This window comes from Mesorhizobium sp. M7A.F.Ca.US.002.01.1.1 (assembly GCF_004022955.1).
GTDB classification, from domain to species: Bacteria; Pseudomonadota; Alphaproteobacteria; order Rhizobiales; family Rhizobiaceae; genus Mesorhizobium; species Mesorhizobium ciceri.
On the sequence record NZ_RZQE01000113.1, the window covers coordinates 1 to 14,438 of the forward strand.

The 14,438-nt window shown below is 65.0% G+C and carries 16 protein-coding genes and 1 pseudogene; 9 read left to right on the forward strand and 8 right to left on the reverse strand.

Annotated elements, in window-relative coordinates; genetic code table 11:
* Positions 1-31: 31 nt before the first annotated feature.
* Positions 32-460 (reverse strand): annotated as a pseudogene (locus EN932_RS13940) (FAD binding domain-containing protein); the annotation flags it as partial.
* Positions 457-954: a (2Fe-2S)-binding protein gene (locus EN932_RS13945; protein WP_013530705.1), complete on the reverse strand. Its 498-nt coding sequence runs from the start codon at positions 952-954 to the stop codon at positions 457-459. The gene EN932_RS13945 and the pseudogene EN932_RS13940, both read right to left, overlap by 4 nt.
* Before the next feature lie 287 nt (positions 955-1,241).
* On the opposite strand from EN932_RS13945, the gene EN932_RS13950 reads away from it, so the two are divergent.
* Complete coding sequence (locus EN932_RS13950) at positions 1,242-1,862, forward strand: TetR/AcrR family transcriptional regulator (protein ID WP_024501664.1); 621 nt, start codon at positions 1,242-1,244, stop codon at positions 1,860-1,862.
* A 56-nt stretch (positions 1,863-1,918) separates the two neighbouring features.
* On the forward strand, positions 1,919-2,917 hold the full coding sequence (locus EN932_RS13955; protein WP_127369005.1) for a bestrophin family ion channel: 999 nt from the start codon (positions 1,919-1,921) through the stop codon (positions 2,915-2,917).
* A gap of 62 nt (positions 2,918-2,979) precedes the next feature.
* Here the strand turns inward: EN932_RS13955 and EN932_RS13960 are convergent, their stop codons facing one another.
* The 3 genes from EN932_RS13960 to EN932_RS13970 form a co-directional block, all read right to left on the reverse strand.
* Positions 2,980-3,984 (reverse strand): NAD(P)-dependent alcohol dehydrogenase, encoded by a 1,005-nt coding sequence (locus EN932_RS13960; RefSeq protein ID WP_127388327.1) that lies wholly within the window; start codon positions 3,982-3,984, stop codon positions 2,980-2,982.
* A gap of 40 nt (positions 3,985-4,024) precedes the next feature.
* Complete coding sequence (locus tag EN932_RS13965; RefSeq protein ID WP_024501661.1) at positions 4,025-4,285, reverse strand: hypothetical protein; 261 nt, start codon at positions 4,283-4,285, stop codon at positions 4,025-4,027.
* Between the two features lie 83 nt (positions 4,286-4,368).
* Complete coding sequence (locus tag EN932_RS13970; RefSeq protein ID WP_013530710.1) at positions 4,369-5,121, reverse strand: thioredoxin family protein; 753 nt, start codon at positions 5,119-5,121, stop codon at positions 4,369-4,371.
* Positions 5,122-5,421: 300 nt separating this feature from the next.
* Between EN932_RS13970 and EN932_RS13975 the strand changes: the two genes are divergently transcribed.
* The 3 genes from EN932_RS13975 (at position 5,422) to EN932_RS13985 (ending at position 8,300) form a co-directional block, all read left to right on the forward strand.
* Positions 5,422-6,642 (forward strand): helix-turn-helix domain-containing protein, encoded by a 1,221-nt coding sequence (locus tag EN932_RS13975; protein WP_127385327.1) that lies wholly within the window; start codon positions 5,422-5,424, stop codon positions 6,640-6,642.
* Between the two features lie 33 nt (positions 6,643-6,675).
* Positions 6,676-7,308, forward strand: coding sequence for a PQQ-binding-like beta-propeller repeat protein (locus tag EN932_RS13980; protein WP_013530712.1), 633 nt, complete (start codon positions 6,676-6,678; stop codon positions 7,306-7,308).
* A 143-nt stretch (positions 7,309-7,451) separates the two neighbouring features.
* Positions 7,452-8,300 (forward strand): aldo/keto reductase, encoded by an 849-nt coding sequence (locus tag EN932_RS13985; RefSeq protein ID WP_127369515.1) that lies wholly within the window; start codon positions 7,452-7,454, stop codon positions 8,298-8,300.
* Positions 8,301-8,396: 96 nt separating this feature from the next.
* On the opposite strand, the gene EN932_RS13990 is transcribed toward EN932_RS13985, so the two are convergent.
* Positions 8,397-8,702, reverse strand: a complete 306-nt coding sequence (locus tag EN932_RS13990) for a hypothetical protein (RefSeq protein ID WP_013530714.1) — start codon at positions 8,700-8,702, stop codon at positions 8,397-8,399.
* A 208-nt stretch (positions 8,703-8,910) separates the two neighbouring features.
* On the opposite strand from EN932_RS13990, the gene EN932_RS13995 reads away from it, so the two are divergent.
* Positions 8,911-10,413 carry an ATP-binding protein gene (locus EN932_RS13995; RefSeq protein WP_013530715.1) on the forward strand — a complete coding sequence of 501 codons (1,503 nt, stop codon included), beginning with the start codon at positions 8,911-8,913 and terminating at the stop codon, positions 10,411-10,413.
* A 132-nt stretch (positions 10,414-10,545) separates the two neighbouring features.
* Here the strand turns inward: EN932_RS13995 and EN932_RS14000 are convergent, their stop codons facing one another.
* Positions 10,546-11,328: an SDR family oxidoreductase gene (locus EN932_RS14000; RefSeq protein WP_063172588.1), complete on the reverse strand. Its 783-nt coding sequence runs from the start codon at positions 11,326-11,328 to the stop codon at positions 10,546-10,548.
* A 170-nt stretch (positions 11,329-11,498) separates the two neighbouring features.
* A complete protein-coding gene (locus EN932_RS14005; protein ID WP_084015824.1) occupies positions 11,499-11,777 on the reverse strand; it encodes an usg protein in 279 nt (92 codons plus the stop codon).
* A gap of 336 nt (positions 11,778-12,113) precedes the next feature.
* Between EN932_RS14005 and groES the strand changes: the two genes are divergently transcribed.
* The 3 genes from groES to EN932_RS14020 all read left to right on the forward strand — a co-directional run bounded on the left by groES (position 12,114) and on the right by EN932_RS14020 (position 14,413).
* A complete protein-coding gene (groES, locus tag EN932_RS14010; RefSeq protein WP_013530718.1) occupies positions 12,114-12,428 on the forward strand; it encodes a co-chaperone GroES in 315 nt (104 codons plus the stop codon).
* 55 nt (positions 12,429-12,483) lie between these two features.
* Positions 12,484-14,115: a chaperonin GroEL gene (gene groL, locus EN932_RS14015; RefSeq protein WP_127385726.1), complete on the forward strand. Its 1,632-nt coding sequence runs from the start codon at positions 12,484-12,486 to the stop codon at positions 14,113-14,115.
* Between the two features lie 70 nt (positions 14,116-14,185).
* The gene (locus EN932_RS14020; protein WP_013530720.1) at positions 14,186-14,413 is read left to right on the forward strand and encodes a hypothetical protein; all 228 of its coding nucleotides are present in this window, start codon (positions 14,186-14,188) and stop codon (positions 14,411-14,413) included.
* Positions 14,414-14,438: the final 25 nt, after the last annotated feature.

Sequence of the window (14,438 nt, forward strand, 5' to 3'; positions counted from 1 at the left end):
CCTATGCCTTCGCCGTCGTATCGGCCGCGACGCCGCCCAGCGCATCGCAGCCGGCGCCTGGCTCGCGCCTGTTGCAGGCGCTGGCTGTGTCGTAGAAATAGCTGCAGCGCGTGCGCTGCAACAGATTGCCGCCGACGGTGGCGGCGTTGCGAAGCTGCGCCGAAGCACCCGACAGCAGCGCCTCGGCCACCGCCGGATAGGATTTGGCGAACGCCGGATCGTAAGCAAGCTCGGCATTACGGACCAGCGCGCCGATGCGCAGGCCACCATCGTCCAGCCGTTCGATGCGGTTGAGCTCCGGCAGCCGGGAGATGTCGACGATACGCTCGGGACTGGTGATGCCGCCTTTCATCAGGTCGAGCAGATTGGTGCCGCCGGCGAGATAGGCCGAGCCCGGCTCGGCTGCCGCGGCGATGGCGTCGGGAATGGTGGCGGGCCTGATGTAATCGAAGTCTCTCATGCCGCGGTCCTCCGGTCGGCTTTGACAAGCTGTTGCTGGGCTTCCAGGACGGCCTCGACGATGCCGCCATAGGCCGCGCAGCGGCATATGTTGCCGCTCAGCCCCTCGCGGATGCGTTCGGGGTCGTCGCCGGCCTGGCCCTCGGCGATCAGGCCGAGCGTGCTCATGATCTGGCCGGGTGTGCAGAACCCGCACTGGAAGCCGTCATGGGCGATGAAGGCGGCCTGCACCGGATGCAGTTCCTCGCCGTTGGCGACGCCTTCGATGGTCAAGACCTGGGCGCCGTCATGGCTGACCGCCAGCGCCAGGCATGAGTTGATGCGCTTGCCGTCGACCAGCACCGTGCAGGCGCCGCATTGGCCGCGGTCGCAGCCCTTCTTGGTGCCGGTGAGATCGAGCCGCTCGCGCAGCAGGTCGAGCAGGGTTACGCGTGGATCGACCTCCAGTTGGTGTCGGTGGCCATTGATGGTGAGGGTAATGGGAAGGCTGGTCATGGGCGTCTGGCTCCAGTTGCTTGACGCGGATGGGATTGAACTGGTGCCTTGCCGCAGAAGGGCAAGGTAACCGTTGGGTCAGGTCTTGACGGCGAAAGCGGAGATGGCGGATCTCCCGCGAGGCAGGCGGGCAGGGGAGATGTCGGCTTGCGTGTTCGAAAGACGTGACATACCGGTTCCCCTGATTATATGATAAAGGTGCTCCACTAAAACGGAGGCGCCTCCGTTTATTACGTGGTGGCTGACCCTGCCGGATTCAAGCCCCCTGACACGATGTGGAGAAAAAATTGGCCAGCGAGCCGTCCGCCATTGCTGAACAGAAGGCCGAGGCCGTAGACGCAAAGCCGCTGCGCGCCGATGCGCGGCGCAACCGCGACCGGCTGGTCGAGGTGGCGGTGTCAGTCTTTGCCGAGCGCGGCATCGATGGCTCGCTGGAGGAGATCGCGCGCCGCGCCGGCGTCGGCATCGGCACGCTCTACCGGCATTTCCCGACGCGCGAGCATCTGGTCGAGGTGGTCTATCGTCGTGAGGTGGAGGCGCTGTGCGCGGCCGCCGGCGAGCTTGCCCAAAAACATCCGTCCGATGTCGCGCTGGAACAGTGGATGCAGCGCTTCGTCGACTACATCGCCACCAAGCGCGGCCTGGCGACCAGCCTGCGCATTGTGCTCACCACCAATTCGACGCTGTTTTCCGACACGTTCGGCCGGGTGTCGCAAGCCTTGCGACGCCTGGTCGAGGCGGCGGTGGCCGACGGCACCATTCGCGGCGACGTCGACGCTTCCGACGTGCTGCACGCGCTGGGCGGCATCTATTCAGCGCCCGACACCCCCGAATGGCGCGACCGCTCGCGCCGGCTGGTCAAGCTGTTGATGGACGGGTTGCGGTTCGGGGCTGCAAAGGCACAATGAGGCGACCAGATTCCGGCCGTGCAAAACCAGACCTATCGATGAGTTGAGGGGATACGATGTATGTAGGCCGTTCCTACAAACTGATCGATTTCGCGCTGTGGTCGCGGCGCAGCGTCATCTACATGGTGGTGGTGAGCGGTCTGGCCGTGGCGGCCTACCGTCTTCCAGGCATCGCCGGGTTTTCGGTGCCATGGTCGGTGGTGCTGGTGCTTGGCACCACCGTGTCACTCGTCGCCGGGTTCAAGAATTCGCAGGTGTTCACCCGCAGCAGCGACGCGCTGCAGGCTTTTACGCAAATTACGGCCAGCAGCCGTTTGTGGTCCAATTTCTGCAGGGATTTCCTCGACGCGCCGACGGCCAGACAGCTCATCTATCGCCACATCGCCTGGATGACGGCATTGCGCTTTTCCCTGCGCCGGCCGATGCCATGGGAGTCCATGGCGCGGGCCGCCAATATCGAATACCGGCGGCGCTACCGTATCCATGAGGATGCGAGCTCGCTCGGCGACGAATTGCGTCCGCTGCTCGCCGAACAGGCCGAGGACGTCCTGAAATCGCCCCAGCCGGCGATAGCCCTGCTCGAACTGCAATCTGTCCAGGTCAATGCGCTGTTCAAGGACACAAAGCTCCCTCCTCAGATCTATGGCGAACTGACCAAGCTGATCCGCGACTTCCATGACCAGCAGGCGCGCTGCGATCGCATCAAGAACAATCCCTATCCCCGGCAATACGCCATCGTCAGTTCGATGTTCGTGATGATCTTCTGCACACTGTTGCCGTTCGGGGTCGTTCCCGTCTTTGCCGATATGGGCAAACTGGGTGGCGTGCTCGGGTCGATAGCGATCTGGCTGACGATCCCGTTCAGCACGCTGCTCGGCTGGGCCTACATGTCTCTCGACCAGGTCGGCGAAAGCAGCGCCAACCCGTTCGAGGGCAATGCCAACGACGTTCCGATCTCGCAGATTTGCCGCGACATCGAGATCGAGTTGCGTAGCGGGCTCGGCGAGAGCGACCTTCCCAAGCCCCTGCTGCCGGTCAACGACATCGCGACCTAGGCAGGATCACGACGAGGCGCGGCCCCGGCGGTCCCCTTCATCGTGCTGCTGGCGGAGGACGCTCAAACGTCAAGGCAGACCTTGCCGAAATGCTTTCGGGATTCGTAATGCGCGAAGGCGGTGGCGATGTCCTGCAGCGGAAAGTGGCGGTCTATGACGGGCTTCAGCCTGCTGGACTCTATCGCGCGGATCATATCCTCCTGGTCGGCCCGGCTGCCGATGGAAATGCCGCTGATGCGGATCTGGTTGGAAAACAGGGCTGGGATAGACACTTCCGCCGCAAAGCCGGTCAGGACGCCGACCAGCGCGATGTGACCGCCCGTGCGGCAGGCGATAATCGACTGCGCCAGCGTGGCGGGTCCGCCGACCTCGATCACGTGATCGACGCCGCGCCCGCCCGTCAGATCCTTGGCCTTGCGGCCCCAGTCCGGGACGGACTTGTAGTTGATGACGGCGTCGGCTCCGAGGCGCTTGAGCCTTTCCAGCTTCTGCTCGTCGGATGAGGTGGCGATGACCCGGGCGCCGGCGGCCTTGGCGAATTGCAGCGCGAACAGCGATACGCTGCCCGAACCGAGGACCAGCACTGCGTCGCCCGGCTTCACCTTGCCGCACACAATCAGGCCGCGCCAGGCAGTAACGCCCGTGCAGGTGAGCGACGCCGCCTCGACATGCGTATAGCCTGCCGGTGCCCTGGTGAAAGCGTGCGCCGGCATGCAGACATACTCGCTGGCGAAGCCGTCGAAACTGTCTCCCGGAATATCGCGCCGGGTGCAGGGCGTCATGTCACCGCCCAGCCACCAGGGATAGAAGACGCTGACGACGCTGTCTCCGGGCCTGAGTGCATCGACACCGTCGCCGAGGGCAATCACTTCGCCGGCGCCGTCGGAGAGCGGAACGCGGCCGTCGGCGAGAGGCATCTTGCCTTGCACGGCAAAGTCGTCGCGCATGTTCAGCGCGCAGGCCCGGATCCTGACCAGCACCTCGCCCGGCCCTGGCTGGGGCGGATCTTCCTCGACCAGGTCGAGATTGCCCAAGCCGCCCGGCGCTCTCAGCCTGACCAGTCTCATTGTCTTCTCCGATGTGTGGGGTGTCTAGAATTGCAAGGGCCTAGCGGGCCTGCCGGCCGGAGATCACCCGCAGCCAGGGCGCCAGATGAAAGGCGCTCATCAGCAGATACATCGCAGCCATGCCCGTGAGGGGCGAGGCGTCGGTGCCCATGCACTGCATGGCCGCATCGCCGCTGAAGATGCAGGTGAGCAGCGCCATCACGGCGAAGGTCGGTGCCGCGGCAAGGCAAAGCCAGTCGGCCAGCCCGAGGGTGGCGGCTTCTGGGATCGTGCTGCCGGCACCTGTGTGGATATCGCTCATCGCCTTGATCCTTGATGATCATGCCAGCCACGACAGGTTCCTCTCTCCACGGAGTGGGGAGAGGAACCCAGACTGGACAACCGTTACTGCTCGCCCTTGTCGCGGAATGCGGCCTCACCGGCAGCAGACACTTCTTCCCATTTCTTGTCGGCCCCGGCGTCGTAATTGTCGTGCCAGTTCCACCAGGAGTAGAGTGGAGTCTGCGGATAGCCTTCGGGCGAATCCTCCCAGATTTCCTGGCGGCCGAGCGGCGTCGCGTCGAGATAGCTCCAGACGGTGCCCATCGCTTCGTCGCCGCGGCTGTTAATCAAGTAGGTGCGGAAGATACGATCGCCGTCACGGATGAAGACGTTGTGGCCGTGCCATTCGTCGACACCGAAGTCCTTGTCGAAACTGTCAGTGATTGTGTACCAGGGCATCTGCCAGCCCATCCGCTGCTTCAGCCGCGCAATGTCGGCCTGCGGGGCACGCGAAGCGTAGGCAAGCGTGGTGTTGCGGGCGTTGAGATGGGCGAGGTGGCCGACCTGGTCGGCGCCCAGCGAACAGCCGCGGCAGGCGTGATCGGGCCAGCCATGCACGCCGGGCTCGAAGAAGGCGCGATAGACGATCAGCTGGCGGCGGCCTTCGAACAGATCGAGCAGGCTCGCTCTGCCGTTCGGTCCCTCGAACACATAGGCCTTGTCGACTTCCATCCACGGCATGCGCCGGCGCTCGGCGGCCAATGCGTCCTTGGCGCGCAGTGTTGCCTTTTCCTTCACCAGCATCTGTTCGCGGGCGGCTTCCCAGTCCTGCCTCGAAACGATGGGCGGGGTCTTCATTGCGATGTGCTTGGTCATTGGTCGTCTCCTTTGCCAGTCGGTTGTCGCTTGCTGTCAGCCAGAATAGGGCGGTGAAGCGGGAGGGTGGGAGTTACAAGTGTGACGGGATTTGCAGGAGCCGGCCCGTCGCAGCAGGGGTGGCGCATCCTCACGGTGCCTTCGGCCGGGTGGAGAGGAGTGTCGGTTGGCATTGTCGGTTCTCCCTTGGCGTGCCGCGCGTTGCCGATAGTTGCCGATGCGGCTTGCCGGTTGACGGTACGGATTTAAGTTAGGGCGGCGACGCACAAGGGTGGGAGTTACAAGTGTGACGGGATTTGAATGGATTCGCTGATCACCGCGGCTGCGCTGGCACTGGCCGGAGGCGACCCGCTCGGCGCGCTGGATCGCGTCGCCTTGCGCGAAGACCCGCCGGCGCTGGCGCTGCGCGGCATTGCCATGGCGCAGCTCGGCGATCTCGATCGCGCCAAGGCGCTGCTGCGGCGTGCCGCGCGCGGCTTCGGCCCGAAAGAGGCGGTAGCGCGTGCCAGATGCGTCGTTGCCGAGGCCGAGATCGCGCTGGTCTCGCGGGATCTCGGCTGGCCGGCCAAGGCTTTAGATGCGGCGCGGGCGACGCTGGAAAAGCGTGGCGACCGGCTGAACGCAGCGCATGCCGGCCACCTCAAGGTGCGGCGCCTGCTATTGATCGGCCGTCTCGACGAGGCCGAAGACGTGCTGGCGGGGCTCGACCCGGCACCGCTTCCGCCGGCCTCGCGCGCCGCCCACGAACTGGCCGTCGCCGGCATCGCGATGCGGCGCCTCAAGACGAAGCCGGCGCGCAGGGCGTTGGAGTGGGCACGCCACGCCGCCCGCCAGGCCGGCATTGCGGGGCTCATCGCTGAAGTCGACCGCGCATTCCTGGCGCTGGACACGCCGGCGGCACGGCTGATCGCGGCTGGCGAGCAGCGCCCGTTGCTGCTTGAGGACGTCGAGGCGTTGCAGGCGTCGCCGGCGCTGCTGGTCGATAATTTCCGATATGTCGTGCGCCAACAGGAGAAAACGGTCTCGCTGGCCACGCGCCCGGTTCTGTTCGCGCTGGCCCGTACGCTCGCCGAAGCGTGGCCAGGCGATGTGTCCAGGGCGACGCTGATCGCGCAAGCCTTCGGCGGCAGGCACGCCGATGAATCGCATCGGGCGCGGCTGCGGGTCGAGATCGGTCGGCTGCGCACCGAATTGCGGAGCCTGGCCGACATCGGCGCCACCAGCCAGGGCTTCGCGCTGGCGCCGCGCCAGGCACGCGAGGTGCTGGTGCTGGCGCGGCCGATCGAGGAGCGGCACGCGGCGGTGCTGGCTTTCCTTGCCGACGGTGAATCCTGGGCGAGTTCGGCGTTGGCGCTGGCGCTTGGCACCGGGCAGCGCAGCGTGCAGCGGGCGTTGGAGCAGCTTGGCGAGGCCGGCAAGGTGCAGTTTTTCGGTCACGGCCGGGCGCGCCGCTGGATGACGCCTCCACTGGTGGGATTCACGACCACCTTGTTACTCCCGGCCCCGCTGCCGAACGGTTAGGAAGTGACATCGGATCTCAATGAGGACAAGGACATGAAACAGTCAACGGCCGAAATCCTGCGCGAATACGGACCCTTTGCCGATGTGGAGAGGGTGCATGGGGTGAGCTTTGACGGCAGCAATGTCTGGTTTGCCTCGGGCGAGAAGCTGAACGCCTTCGATCCGGAGAGCGGGCAGAACCTGCGCTCGATCGATGTCGCGGCGCATGCCGGCACCGCCTGGGACGGCCAGCATTTCTTCCAGCTTGCCAACGACCTGATACAGAAGATCGACCCTGATACCGGCCAGGTGTTGGCGACTATTCCGGCGCCCGGTGGTGGCGGCGATTCCGGGCTGACCTGGGCCGAAGGAACGCTCTGGGTGGGACAATACCGCGAACGCAAGATCCACCAGGTCGACCCGGAAACCGGTGCGATCCTGCGCACCATCGAATCCAACCGCTTCGTCACCGGGGTGACATGGGTCGAGGGCGAGCTGTGGCACGCCACCTGGGAAGGCGACCAGAGCGACCTGCGCCGCGTCGACCCGAAATCAGGCAAGGTTCTGGAGAAGCTCGACATGCCGGCCGGGATGGGCGTGTCGGGGCTGGAATCCGATGGCGGCGACCGCCTTTATTGCGGCAGCACATCCGCCGGGGTGGTGCGGGCGGTGCGCCGGCCGCGGTGAGGATGCGGCCGACGCCGAAGTCACACTTGCAGGCGCACTTCACACGGCAATTTGTCCGCTGTCGGCTGGCCGTTGCCCCTTGTCGGACCTAGATAGGCTGTGCGCCGGGCGGACGCCCGGCCCAGCTTTGCAAAGGATCCCTCATGCCTGAACAGCCCATCATGCCCGAACAGATTGCATTGAACGACGGCTCCGCCATTCCCCAACTCGGCCTCGGTGTGTGGCAGGTCGACCAGGACATCACCGCCGACGTGGTGGGTTGGGGCATCGAGGCCGGCTATCGCCTGATCGACACCGCCGAAGGCTATCAGAACGAGGAAGGGGTCGGAGAGGCGATCCGCAGTGCCGGCGTGCCGCGGGCTGAGCTGTTCATCACCTCGAAACTGCGCAACGGCGCGCACCAGCGCGATGCGGCCTTGCGCGCCTTCGACGAGACGATGGAGAAGCTCGGCGTCGAACAGATCGACCTGTTCCTGATCCACTGGCCTGTGCCCAGCCAGGACAAATATGTCGAGGCCTGGAAGACGCTGGTCGAACTCAGGCAGGCCGGCCGCATCAAATCGATCGGCGTTTCGAACTTCAACCAGGACCATCTGGAGCGGATCATCGGCGAGACCGGTGTGACGCCCGTCGTCAACCAGATCGAGCTGCATCCCCAGTTCCAGCAGCGCGGTGTCAGGGACTTTCATGCCAAGCACGACATCCGTATCGAAAGCTGGAGCCCTCTGGGCAGCGGCCGGCTGCTCGGCGATCCGACCATTGCAGGCATCGCCAAAAAACATGGCAAGTCCGTCGCACAGGCGATCATCCGCTGGCATCTCCAGGAGGGGCTGATCGTCATTCCAAAGTCGATCCGCAGGGATCGCATCGCCGCCAATTTCGATGTCTTCGATTTCGAACTGGATGCGCAGGACCTGCAGACGATCCGCGGCATGGATTCGCCCGAGGGCCGCAACGGACCCAACCCCGCCACAGCCGCGTTCCTGTTCTGAGAGGTAAGTTTTAACGAGCTGGCAACGAAACTGCTAATCTCCCCCACGAGGGGGGAGATTGGCAGCTTTGCGGCTTTCGCCAATTTCTTGCGCCCCTCAAATCCCGGACCCATCCAACTGCTGGGCGTCTTCACCTTCCCAGGGCGCCGGCATCGACGCGCGGCTAAGGTTGGCGGTGGGCAGCGGCATCCAGCATTTCAGTTCCGGGTCGGCGTATTCGATGACGCGCCCGGGCGAAGAGTCCGACGCGCGCCAGCCTTCCGAGGCGAACTGGTCGGCACGCGACCAATAGGCAAGGTCGACTTCCGCCGGTCCCTGCTCGGACGGACGCACAGTGACCAGGATGCGGCTGCCGTCCTTCGGCGCCGTCGACATGTGGCGCCACCGTTCGGGCTCGTCCATCGCATTCCTCCTCGCACTCGTAGCGTTGGGAGGAGTGTCGCCTCGTGGTCCGAAGGGGTCAACCCAAAGTTTGCGCCAGGCATCGGCTGATGACCCCTCCAGACGGTGCCTGCACAGTTGTGCGCAACACGCCGCGGGCGGTCATGCACGCTCGACGGGCCGTGACCCAGTTGATAAGCCCGTCTGCGAAAGGAGCGCCTGAGTCGAGATGACCGTTGCGATCGAGATGGGACAGACGACCGCAGGCGCCCCGGCGAAGCTGGATCTCGAGGAACTGCTCGCGACGCGCCTTTTGGTGCAGGGCAATTCGGGCTCCGGCAAGTCGCATCTGCTGCGGCGCCTGCTGGAGCAGAGCGCGCCCTGGGTGCAGCAGACCATCATCGATCCCGAGGGCGACTTCGTTTCGCTGGGCGACCGTTACGGCCATCTGGTGATCGATGCCGAGCAGCATACCGAGCGCGGCCTGCAGGCGGCAGGCGAGCGGGCGCGCATGCATCGCGTCTCCACCGTGCTCAATCTCGAAGGGCTCGACGCCGAGAACCAGATGCGGCGTGCCGCCGCCTTCCTCGGCGGGCTGTTCGAGGTCGCCCGTGACCACTGGTACCCGATGCTGGTGGTGGTGGACGAGGCGCAGCTGTTCGCGCCGGCGGTGGCCGGCGAGGTTTCCGACGAGGCGCGAAAGCTCTCGCTCGGCGCGATGACCAATTTGATGTGCCGTGGCCGAAAGCGCGGGCTGGCCGGCATCATCGCCACCCAGCGGCTGGCAAAGCTCGCCAAGAACGTCGCCGCCGAGGCGTCCAACTTCCTCATGGGCCGCACCTTCCTCGATATCGACATGGCGCGTGCCGCCGACCTTCTGGGCATGGAGCGGCGCCAGGCGGAGGCGTTTCGCGATCTGGAACGCGGGCAGTTCATGGCGCTCGGCCCGGCGCTGTCGCGCCGTCCGCTGGGCCTGCGCATCGGCCCGACGGATACGAGCCCGCGCAACGGAACGCCGCGGCTGATGGCGATGCCGGAAGCAGCACTCGAGGATGCACGCGCGATCATCCTGGCGGCGCCGCCGCCCGAAACGGTGCGCACGCCGCGCCGCCCGGCGTCGCCGGACCTGCTCGACCAGTTGATGGCGGCGAAGTCGGCGGCCTTGGAAATCCGCCCCGAACCGGCGGAGCCGCAAGTCAGCGCCGAGGATCTGGCCGAGCGCCGCGAGCGCGTGGACCGCGTGCTGCGCGCCATCCTGGCGCAGCCCGACGCCGGTTTTCGCGTAATCGGGGTACTCTATCAGGAGTTCGTGGTCCGCTGCCGCATCGAAGGCCTGGCCTCGGTCGTGCCCGACCTGCCGGAGTTCCGCCGCATGCTGACGCGCGCCCGGGCCGGCCTTGGGTCAGAGACGACGCAGGACGACGCATGGCGGGACGTTTCCGTCCGCGCGTCGCTGCTGCCCGACGACATGCAGGGCGTGTTCATGATGATTGCCCGCGCGGCGAAGGAGGGCTGGCCTTGCCCGAGCGACGCCGCGATCGCCCGCGCCTACGGCTCGCACTCGCTGCGCCGCGCCCGGCGCCTGTTGACCTATATCGAGGAGCAGGGCCTCATCGTCTGCCAGCTCGACGGGACAGGCCGGCGCACCGTGACACTGGTCGAATTGGCCTGGGCCACCGCACCGGGAGATCCGAATGCCGAGGAGGTGGAGCAGGGAAGCCTGGCACTGTGAGGCGGCGCGGGTGCTTTGAGCGAATGATGCGATAGGCTTTTCAGTCACCGTCATCGCGACAAATTTCTGATGGCAACCGTGAAATCGCCGACGGCGAGATGCGTCATGCAGGCGCTTGCGTTTCGATGGCGCTCACCGGTTCGCCCCAATCACCCACTGTTCCTGATCGACGAGCGTGCCGGTCATCGGCCCGGCAGCATCCGAAAGCAGGAAGACGGCGAGGTTGGCGATATCGCTGGTCGAGAACAGGCGGCCGAAGGGTTGCGAGGCGTTGGCGGCATCGAGCCAGCCCGGCCCGTTGCCCAGCGTGTCGGCCTGCATGACGCGTTCGGCCGGCGTGTCGGTCCAGCCGACATTGATGCCGTTGACGCGGATGCGATCGAAGCGATGGGCGTTGGCGGCGTTTTTGGTCAGCGTGGCCAGCGCGCCCTTGCTTGCGGAATAGACGGCGAGCTCCGGCGAGCCGCAATGGGCGTTGATCGACAGGATGTTGACGATGGCGCCGCGCTCTCCGCGCTTCTTCATGTCGGCGATGGCCGCCTGCATGAGGAAGAACGGCGCCCGCGCGTTGACCGCGAACAGCGAGGCCCAGCCGTCGAGATCGGCATCGACGAAGGAGGCCCGGTCGGTCAGTCCTGCGGCGTTGACCAGCGCATCGATGCGGCCGAAGCGCTCGATGCAGGCTTGCGCCAAAAGGGCAGGGGCTGCCGGGTCGGCGAGGTCGGCGGCGACGAAAACCGTCGGCGTGCCGAGCCGCGAAAGCTCTTCCGCAACGGCATCGCCGCGCGTCTTCTCGCGCCCGGTGACGAGCAGGCCGCCGGCGCCGCAGCGCGCCAGCGTCTCGGCGATGGCGCGGCCAATGCCTTGCGTCGAGCCGGTGACCAGCGCCACCTTGCCGTTGAGTTGGAGCTCCATTCCTCTTCCCCGCCTCGCATCTGATTTCAGGCTAGCGCGGCGCGATCGTTTTACAATACGGAAATTGGAAATCTTGGAGTGGAGGTTGTTGGCTGTCGCGCTGCGTGGGGCCGGCGGGAGCCTGCCCCAATGTCGTGATTCCCTACGTAGCGGAGGCCGTCGCAAAGACGCTAGTGGACCGTGATTATGCCCTCGACGGCCCGCCATTCCGAAGGCTGGATGAGCCGGTGATGAGCAACGCGAACCGAATGGAGCGGACCATCGAGTTCGCGCTCCCAATATTGGAGAAAACCCTTGAGTTCGGGAAAGGCCGGAGCGAGATCATAGTCCTGCCAGACATAGAGCTGAAGCAGGCTTGGATGATCGGGCAGGTAATAGTGGATTTCGGCCGTCGTCAGGCCATAACCTTCCATTTGCAGGCGGAATTCGTTGCTGACCGTATCGGCCATGTCTTTCTCCTTCTCCGCTGAGGCATCCAGCCGGCGGGCATTTGTGTCGAACCCGCCCAATGCCGGGCCGGGCCGATCGGTTCTGTCGACCCTCTTCAAACAACGCCGCGAGAAGCTCGCGGGTTCCGAAAATAGCCACGCCATAACAGTGCCTTGGCGCTCTTTCTTGTCGAGTATAAAAATTTTTGCGCTGGTCTCTTGAAACCGAAAAACGGCAAAACTAGCTCGATATGCGCCGCGATGCCTGACGAAGGGTCGCGGCGTTCCGCACCGGTCCGATATTGCCGGTTCGGTGCGGAGGAACCTCAAAACCTGTTTGTCCACGAGGAGAACGACATGGCGTTCCGTCCATTGCATGACCGTATTCTGGTCCGCCGCCTTGAAGCCGAGGAGAAGACCTCCGGCGGCATCATCATCCCCGATACCGCAAAGGAAAAACCGCAGGAAGGCGAAGTGCTCGCCGTCGGTCCCGGCGCCCGCGACGACAGCGGCAAGCTTGTCGAACTCGATGTCAAGGTCGGCGACCGCATCCTGTTCGGCAAATGGTCCGGCACCGAGATCAAACTCGACGGCGAGGACCTGCTCATCATGAAGGAGAGCGACGTGATGGGGATCATCGATGAGATCGCCGAAGTGAAGAAGGCCGCCTGACGGCTTCTTGTATCCAACCAGTCAACGAATGCTGCCTAGATAAAGGAGTGATCCAATGGCTGCCAAAGAAGTGAAATTCCATACCGAAGCGCGCGAGAAGATGCTGCGCGGCGTCGACATCCTTGCCAATGCGGTGAAGGTGACGCTCGGTCCCAAGGGGCGCAATGTGGTCATCGACAAGTCGTTCGGCGCGCCGCGCATCACCAAGGACGGCGTCACCGTCGCCAAGGAGATCGAACTGGAGGACAAGTTCGAGAACATGGGCGCCCAGATGGTGCGTGAGGTGGCCTCCAAGACCAACGACCTTGCCGGCGACGGCACGACGACCGCAACGGTGCTTGCACAGGCGATCGTCAGGGAAGGGGCCAAGGCGGTTGCCTCGGGTATGAACCCGATGGATCTGAAGCGCGGCATCGACAAGGCGGTCGAAGCGGTGGTCGCCGAACTGAAGACCAATGCCCGCAAGGTCACCCGAAACGACGAGATCGCGCAGGTCGGGACCATCTCCGCCAATGGCGATGCCGAAATCGGCCGCTTCCTCGCTGAGGCGATGGAGAAGGTCGGCAATGAAGGCGTCATCACGGTGGAGGAGGCCAAGACCGCCGAGACCGAGCTCGAAGTCGTGGAAGGCATGCAGTTCGATCGCGGCTACCTCTCGCCCTATTTCATCACCAACCAGGACAAGATGCGCGTGGAGCTCGACGAGCCCTATGTGCTGATCCACGAGAAGAAACTCTCCAATCTGCAAGCGATGCTGCCCGTGCTCGAAGCCGTGGTGCAGTCTGGCAAGCCGCTCCTGATCATCGCCGAGGATGTGGAGGGCGAGGCGCTTGCCACGCTGGTCGTCAACAAGCTGCGCGGCGGCCTCAAGGTCGCGGCCGTCAAGGCGCCGGGCTTCGGCGACCGCCGCAAGGCCATGCTGGAGGACATCGCCATTCTCACCGGCGGCACCGCGATCTCGGAAGATCTCGGCATCAAACTGGAAAACGTAACGCTGCAGATGCTGGGCCGCGCCAAGAAGGTGGTGATCGAGAAGGAAAACACCACCATCGTCGATGGTGTCGGCCGCAAGGAAGAGATCCAGGGCCGTGTCGCACAGATCAAGGCGCAGATCGAGGAGACCACCTCCGACTATGACCGCGAGAAGCTGCAGGAGCGGCTGGCCAAGCTTGCAGGCGGCGTTGCGGTGATCCGGGTCGGTGGCTCGACCGAGGTCGAGGTCAAGGAGCGCAAGGACCGTGTCGACGACGCACTGCATGCAACCCGCGCGGCCGTCGAGGAGGGCGTGCTGCCCGGCGGCGGCGTCGCCTTGCTGCGGGCGGCCAAGGCGCTCGATACCGTGCAGACCGACAATGCGGACCAGAGGACAGGTGTCGATATCGTGCGCCGTGCCATCGAAACGCCGGTCCGGCAGATCGCCGAGAATGCCGGCGCCGAAGGCTCGATCATTGTCGGCAAGCTGCGCGAGAAAAGCGAATTCGGTTGGGGCTGGAACGCCCAGACCAATGAATTCGGCGATCTCTTCGGCCAGGGCGTTATCGACCCGGCCAAGGTGGTGCGCACCGCCCTCCAGGACGCGGCATCGGTCGCCGGCCTGCTGGTGACCACGGAGGCCATGGTGGCCGAGAAGCCGAAGAAGGAAGCCGCCGCCCCGGCAATGCCCGCCGGCGCCGGCATGGACTTCTGAAGTCGCGGCCCAATCCGCCCGCTCCCCTGGCGGGGAGCGGGCGTCAGTCGAAGAGAGAGTGGAGGTAAAGATGGATGCAATGGCTGGCCTCGGATCCGTACCGGCTCCTACGCATCAAGCGAAGGAATTCCTGGCCTATGAAACAGAATGCAGGAACGTGCTGAAGCCGCTGCTGGCAGGGCTGCTCGACATGGCTGAAGCCGCCGGCTGGAACCGGCGAACCGCGGCGTCGGCACTGATGTTCCTCGCAGCGCAGCAAGTGTCGGCAACATCCGAGGTATCCGCCGGCAGCGGCTGAACGGAAATCGGCCAGTCCCTTCACC

Excerpts from the sequence above, each read along its gene's own strand:
- EN932_RS13945 (WP_013530705.1), bottom strand. The coding sequence starts at position 954 with ATGACCAGCCTTCCCATTACCCTCACCATCAATGGCCACCGACACCAA.
- EN932_RS13955 (WP_127369005.1), top strand. The coding sequence starts at position 1,919 with ATGTATGTAGGCCGTTCCTACAAACTGATCGATTTCGCGCTGTGGTCG.
- EN932_RS13960 (WP_127388327.1), bottom strand. The coding sequence starts at position 3,984 with ATGAGACTGGTCAGGCTGAGAGCGCCGGGCGGCTTGGGCAATCTCGAC.
- EN932_RS13965 (WP_024501661.1), bottom strand. The coding sequence starts at position 4,285 with ATGAGCGATATCCACACAGGTGCCGGCAGCACGATCCCAGAAGCCGCC.
- EN932_RS13970 (WP_013530710.1), bottom strand. The coding sequence starts at position 5,121 with ATGACCAAGCACATCGCAATGAAGACCCCGCCCATCGTTTCGAGGCAG.
- EN932_RS13975 (WP_127385327.1), top strand. The coding sequence starts at position 5,422 with ATGGATTCGCTGATCACCGCGGCTGCGCTGGCACTGGCCGGAGGCGAC.
- EN932_RS13980 (WP_013530712.1), top strand. The coding sequence starts at position 6,676 with ATGAAACAGTCAACGGCCGAAATCCTGCGCGAATACGGACCCTTTGCC.
- EN932_RS13985 (WP_127369515.1), top strand. The coding sequence starts at position 7,452 with ATGCCTGAACAGCCCATCATGCCCGAACAGATTGCATTGAACGACGGC.
- EN932_RS13990 (WP_013530714.1), bottom strand. The coding sequence starts at position 8,702 with ATGGACGAGCCCGAACGGTGGCGCCACATGTCGACGGCGCCGAAGGAC.
- EN932_RS13995 (WP_013530715.1), top strand. The coding sequence starts at position 8,911 with ATGACCGTTGCGATCGAGATGGGACAGACGACCGCAGGCGCCCCGGCG.
- EN932_RS14000 (WP_063172588.1), bottom strand. The coding sequence starts at position 11,328 with ATGGAGCTCCAACTCAACGGCAAGGTGGCGCTGGTCACCGGCTCGACG.
- EN932_RS14005 (WP_084015824.1), bottom strand. The coding sequence starts at position 11,777 with ATGGCCGATACGGTCAGCAACGAATTCCGCCTGCAAATGGAAGGTTAT.
- groES (WP_013530718.1), top strand. The coding sequence starts at position 12,114 with ATGGCGTTCCGTCCATTGCATGACCGTATTCTGGTCCGCCGCCTTGAA.
- groL (WP_127385726.1), top strand. The coding sequence starts at position 12,484 with ATGGCTGCCAAAGAAGTGAAATTCCATACCGAAGCGCGCGAGAAGATG.
- EN932_RS14020 (WP_013530720.1), top strand. The coding sequence starts at position 14,186 with ATGGATGCAATGGCTGGCCTCGGATCCGTACCGGCTCCTACGCATCAA.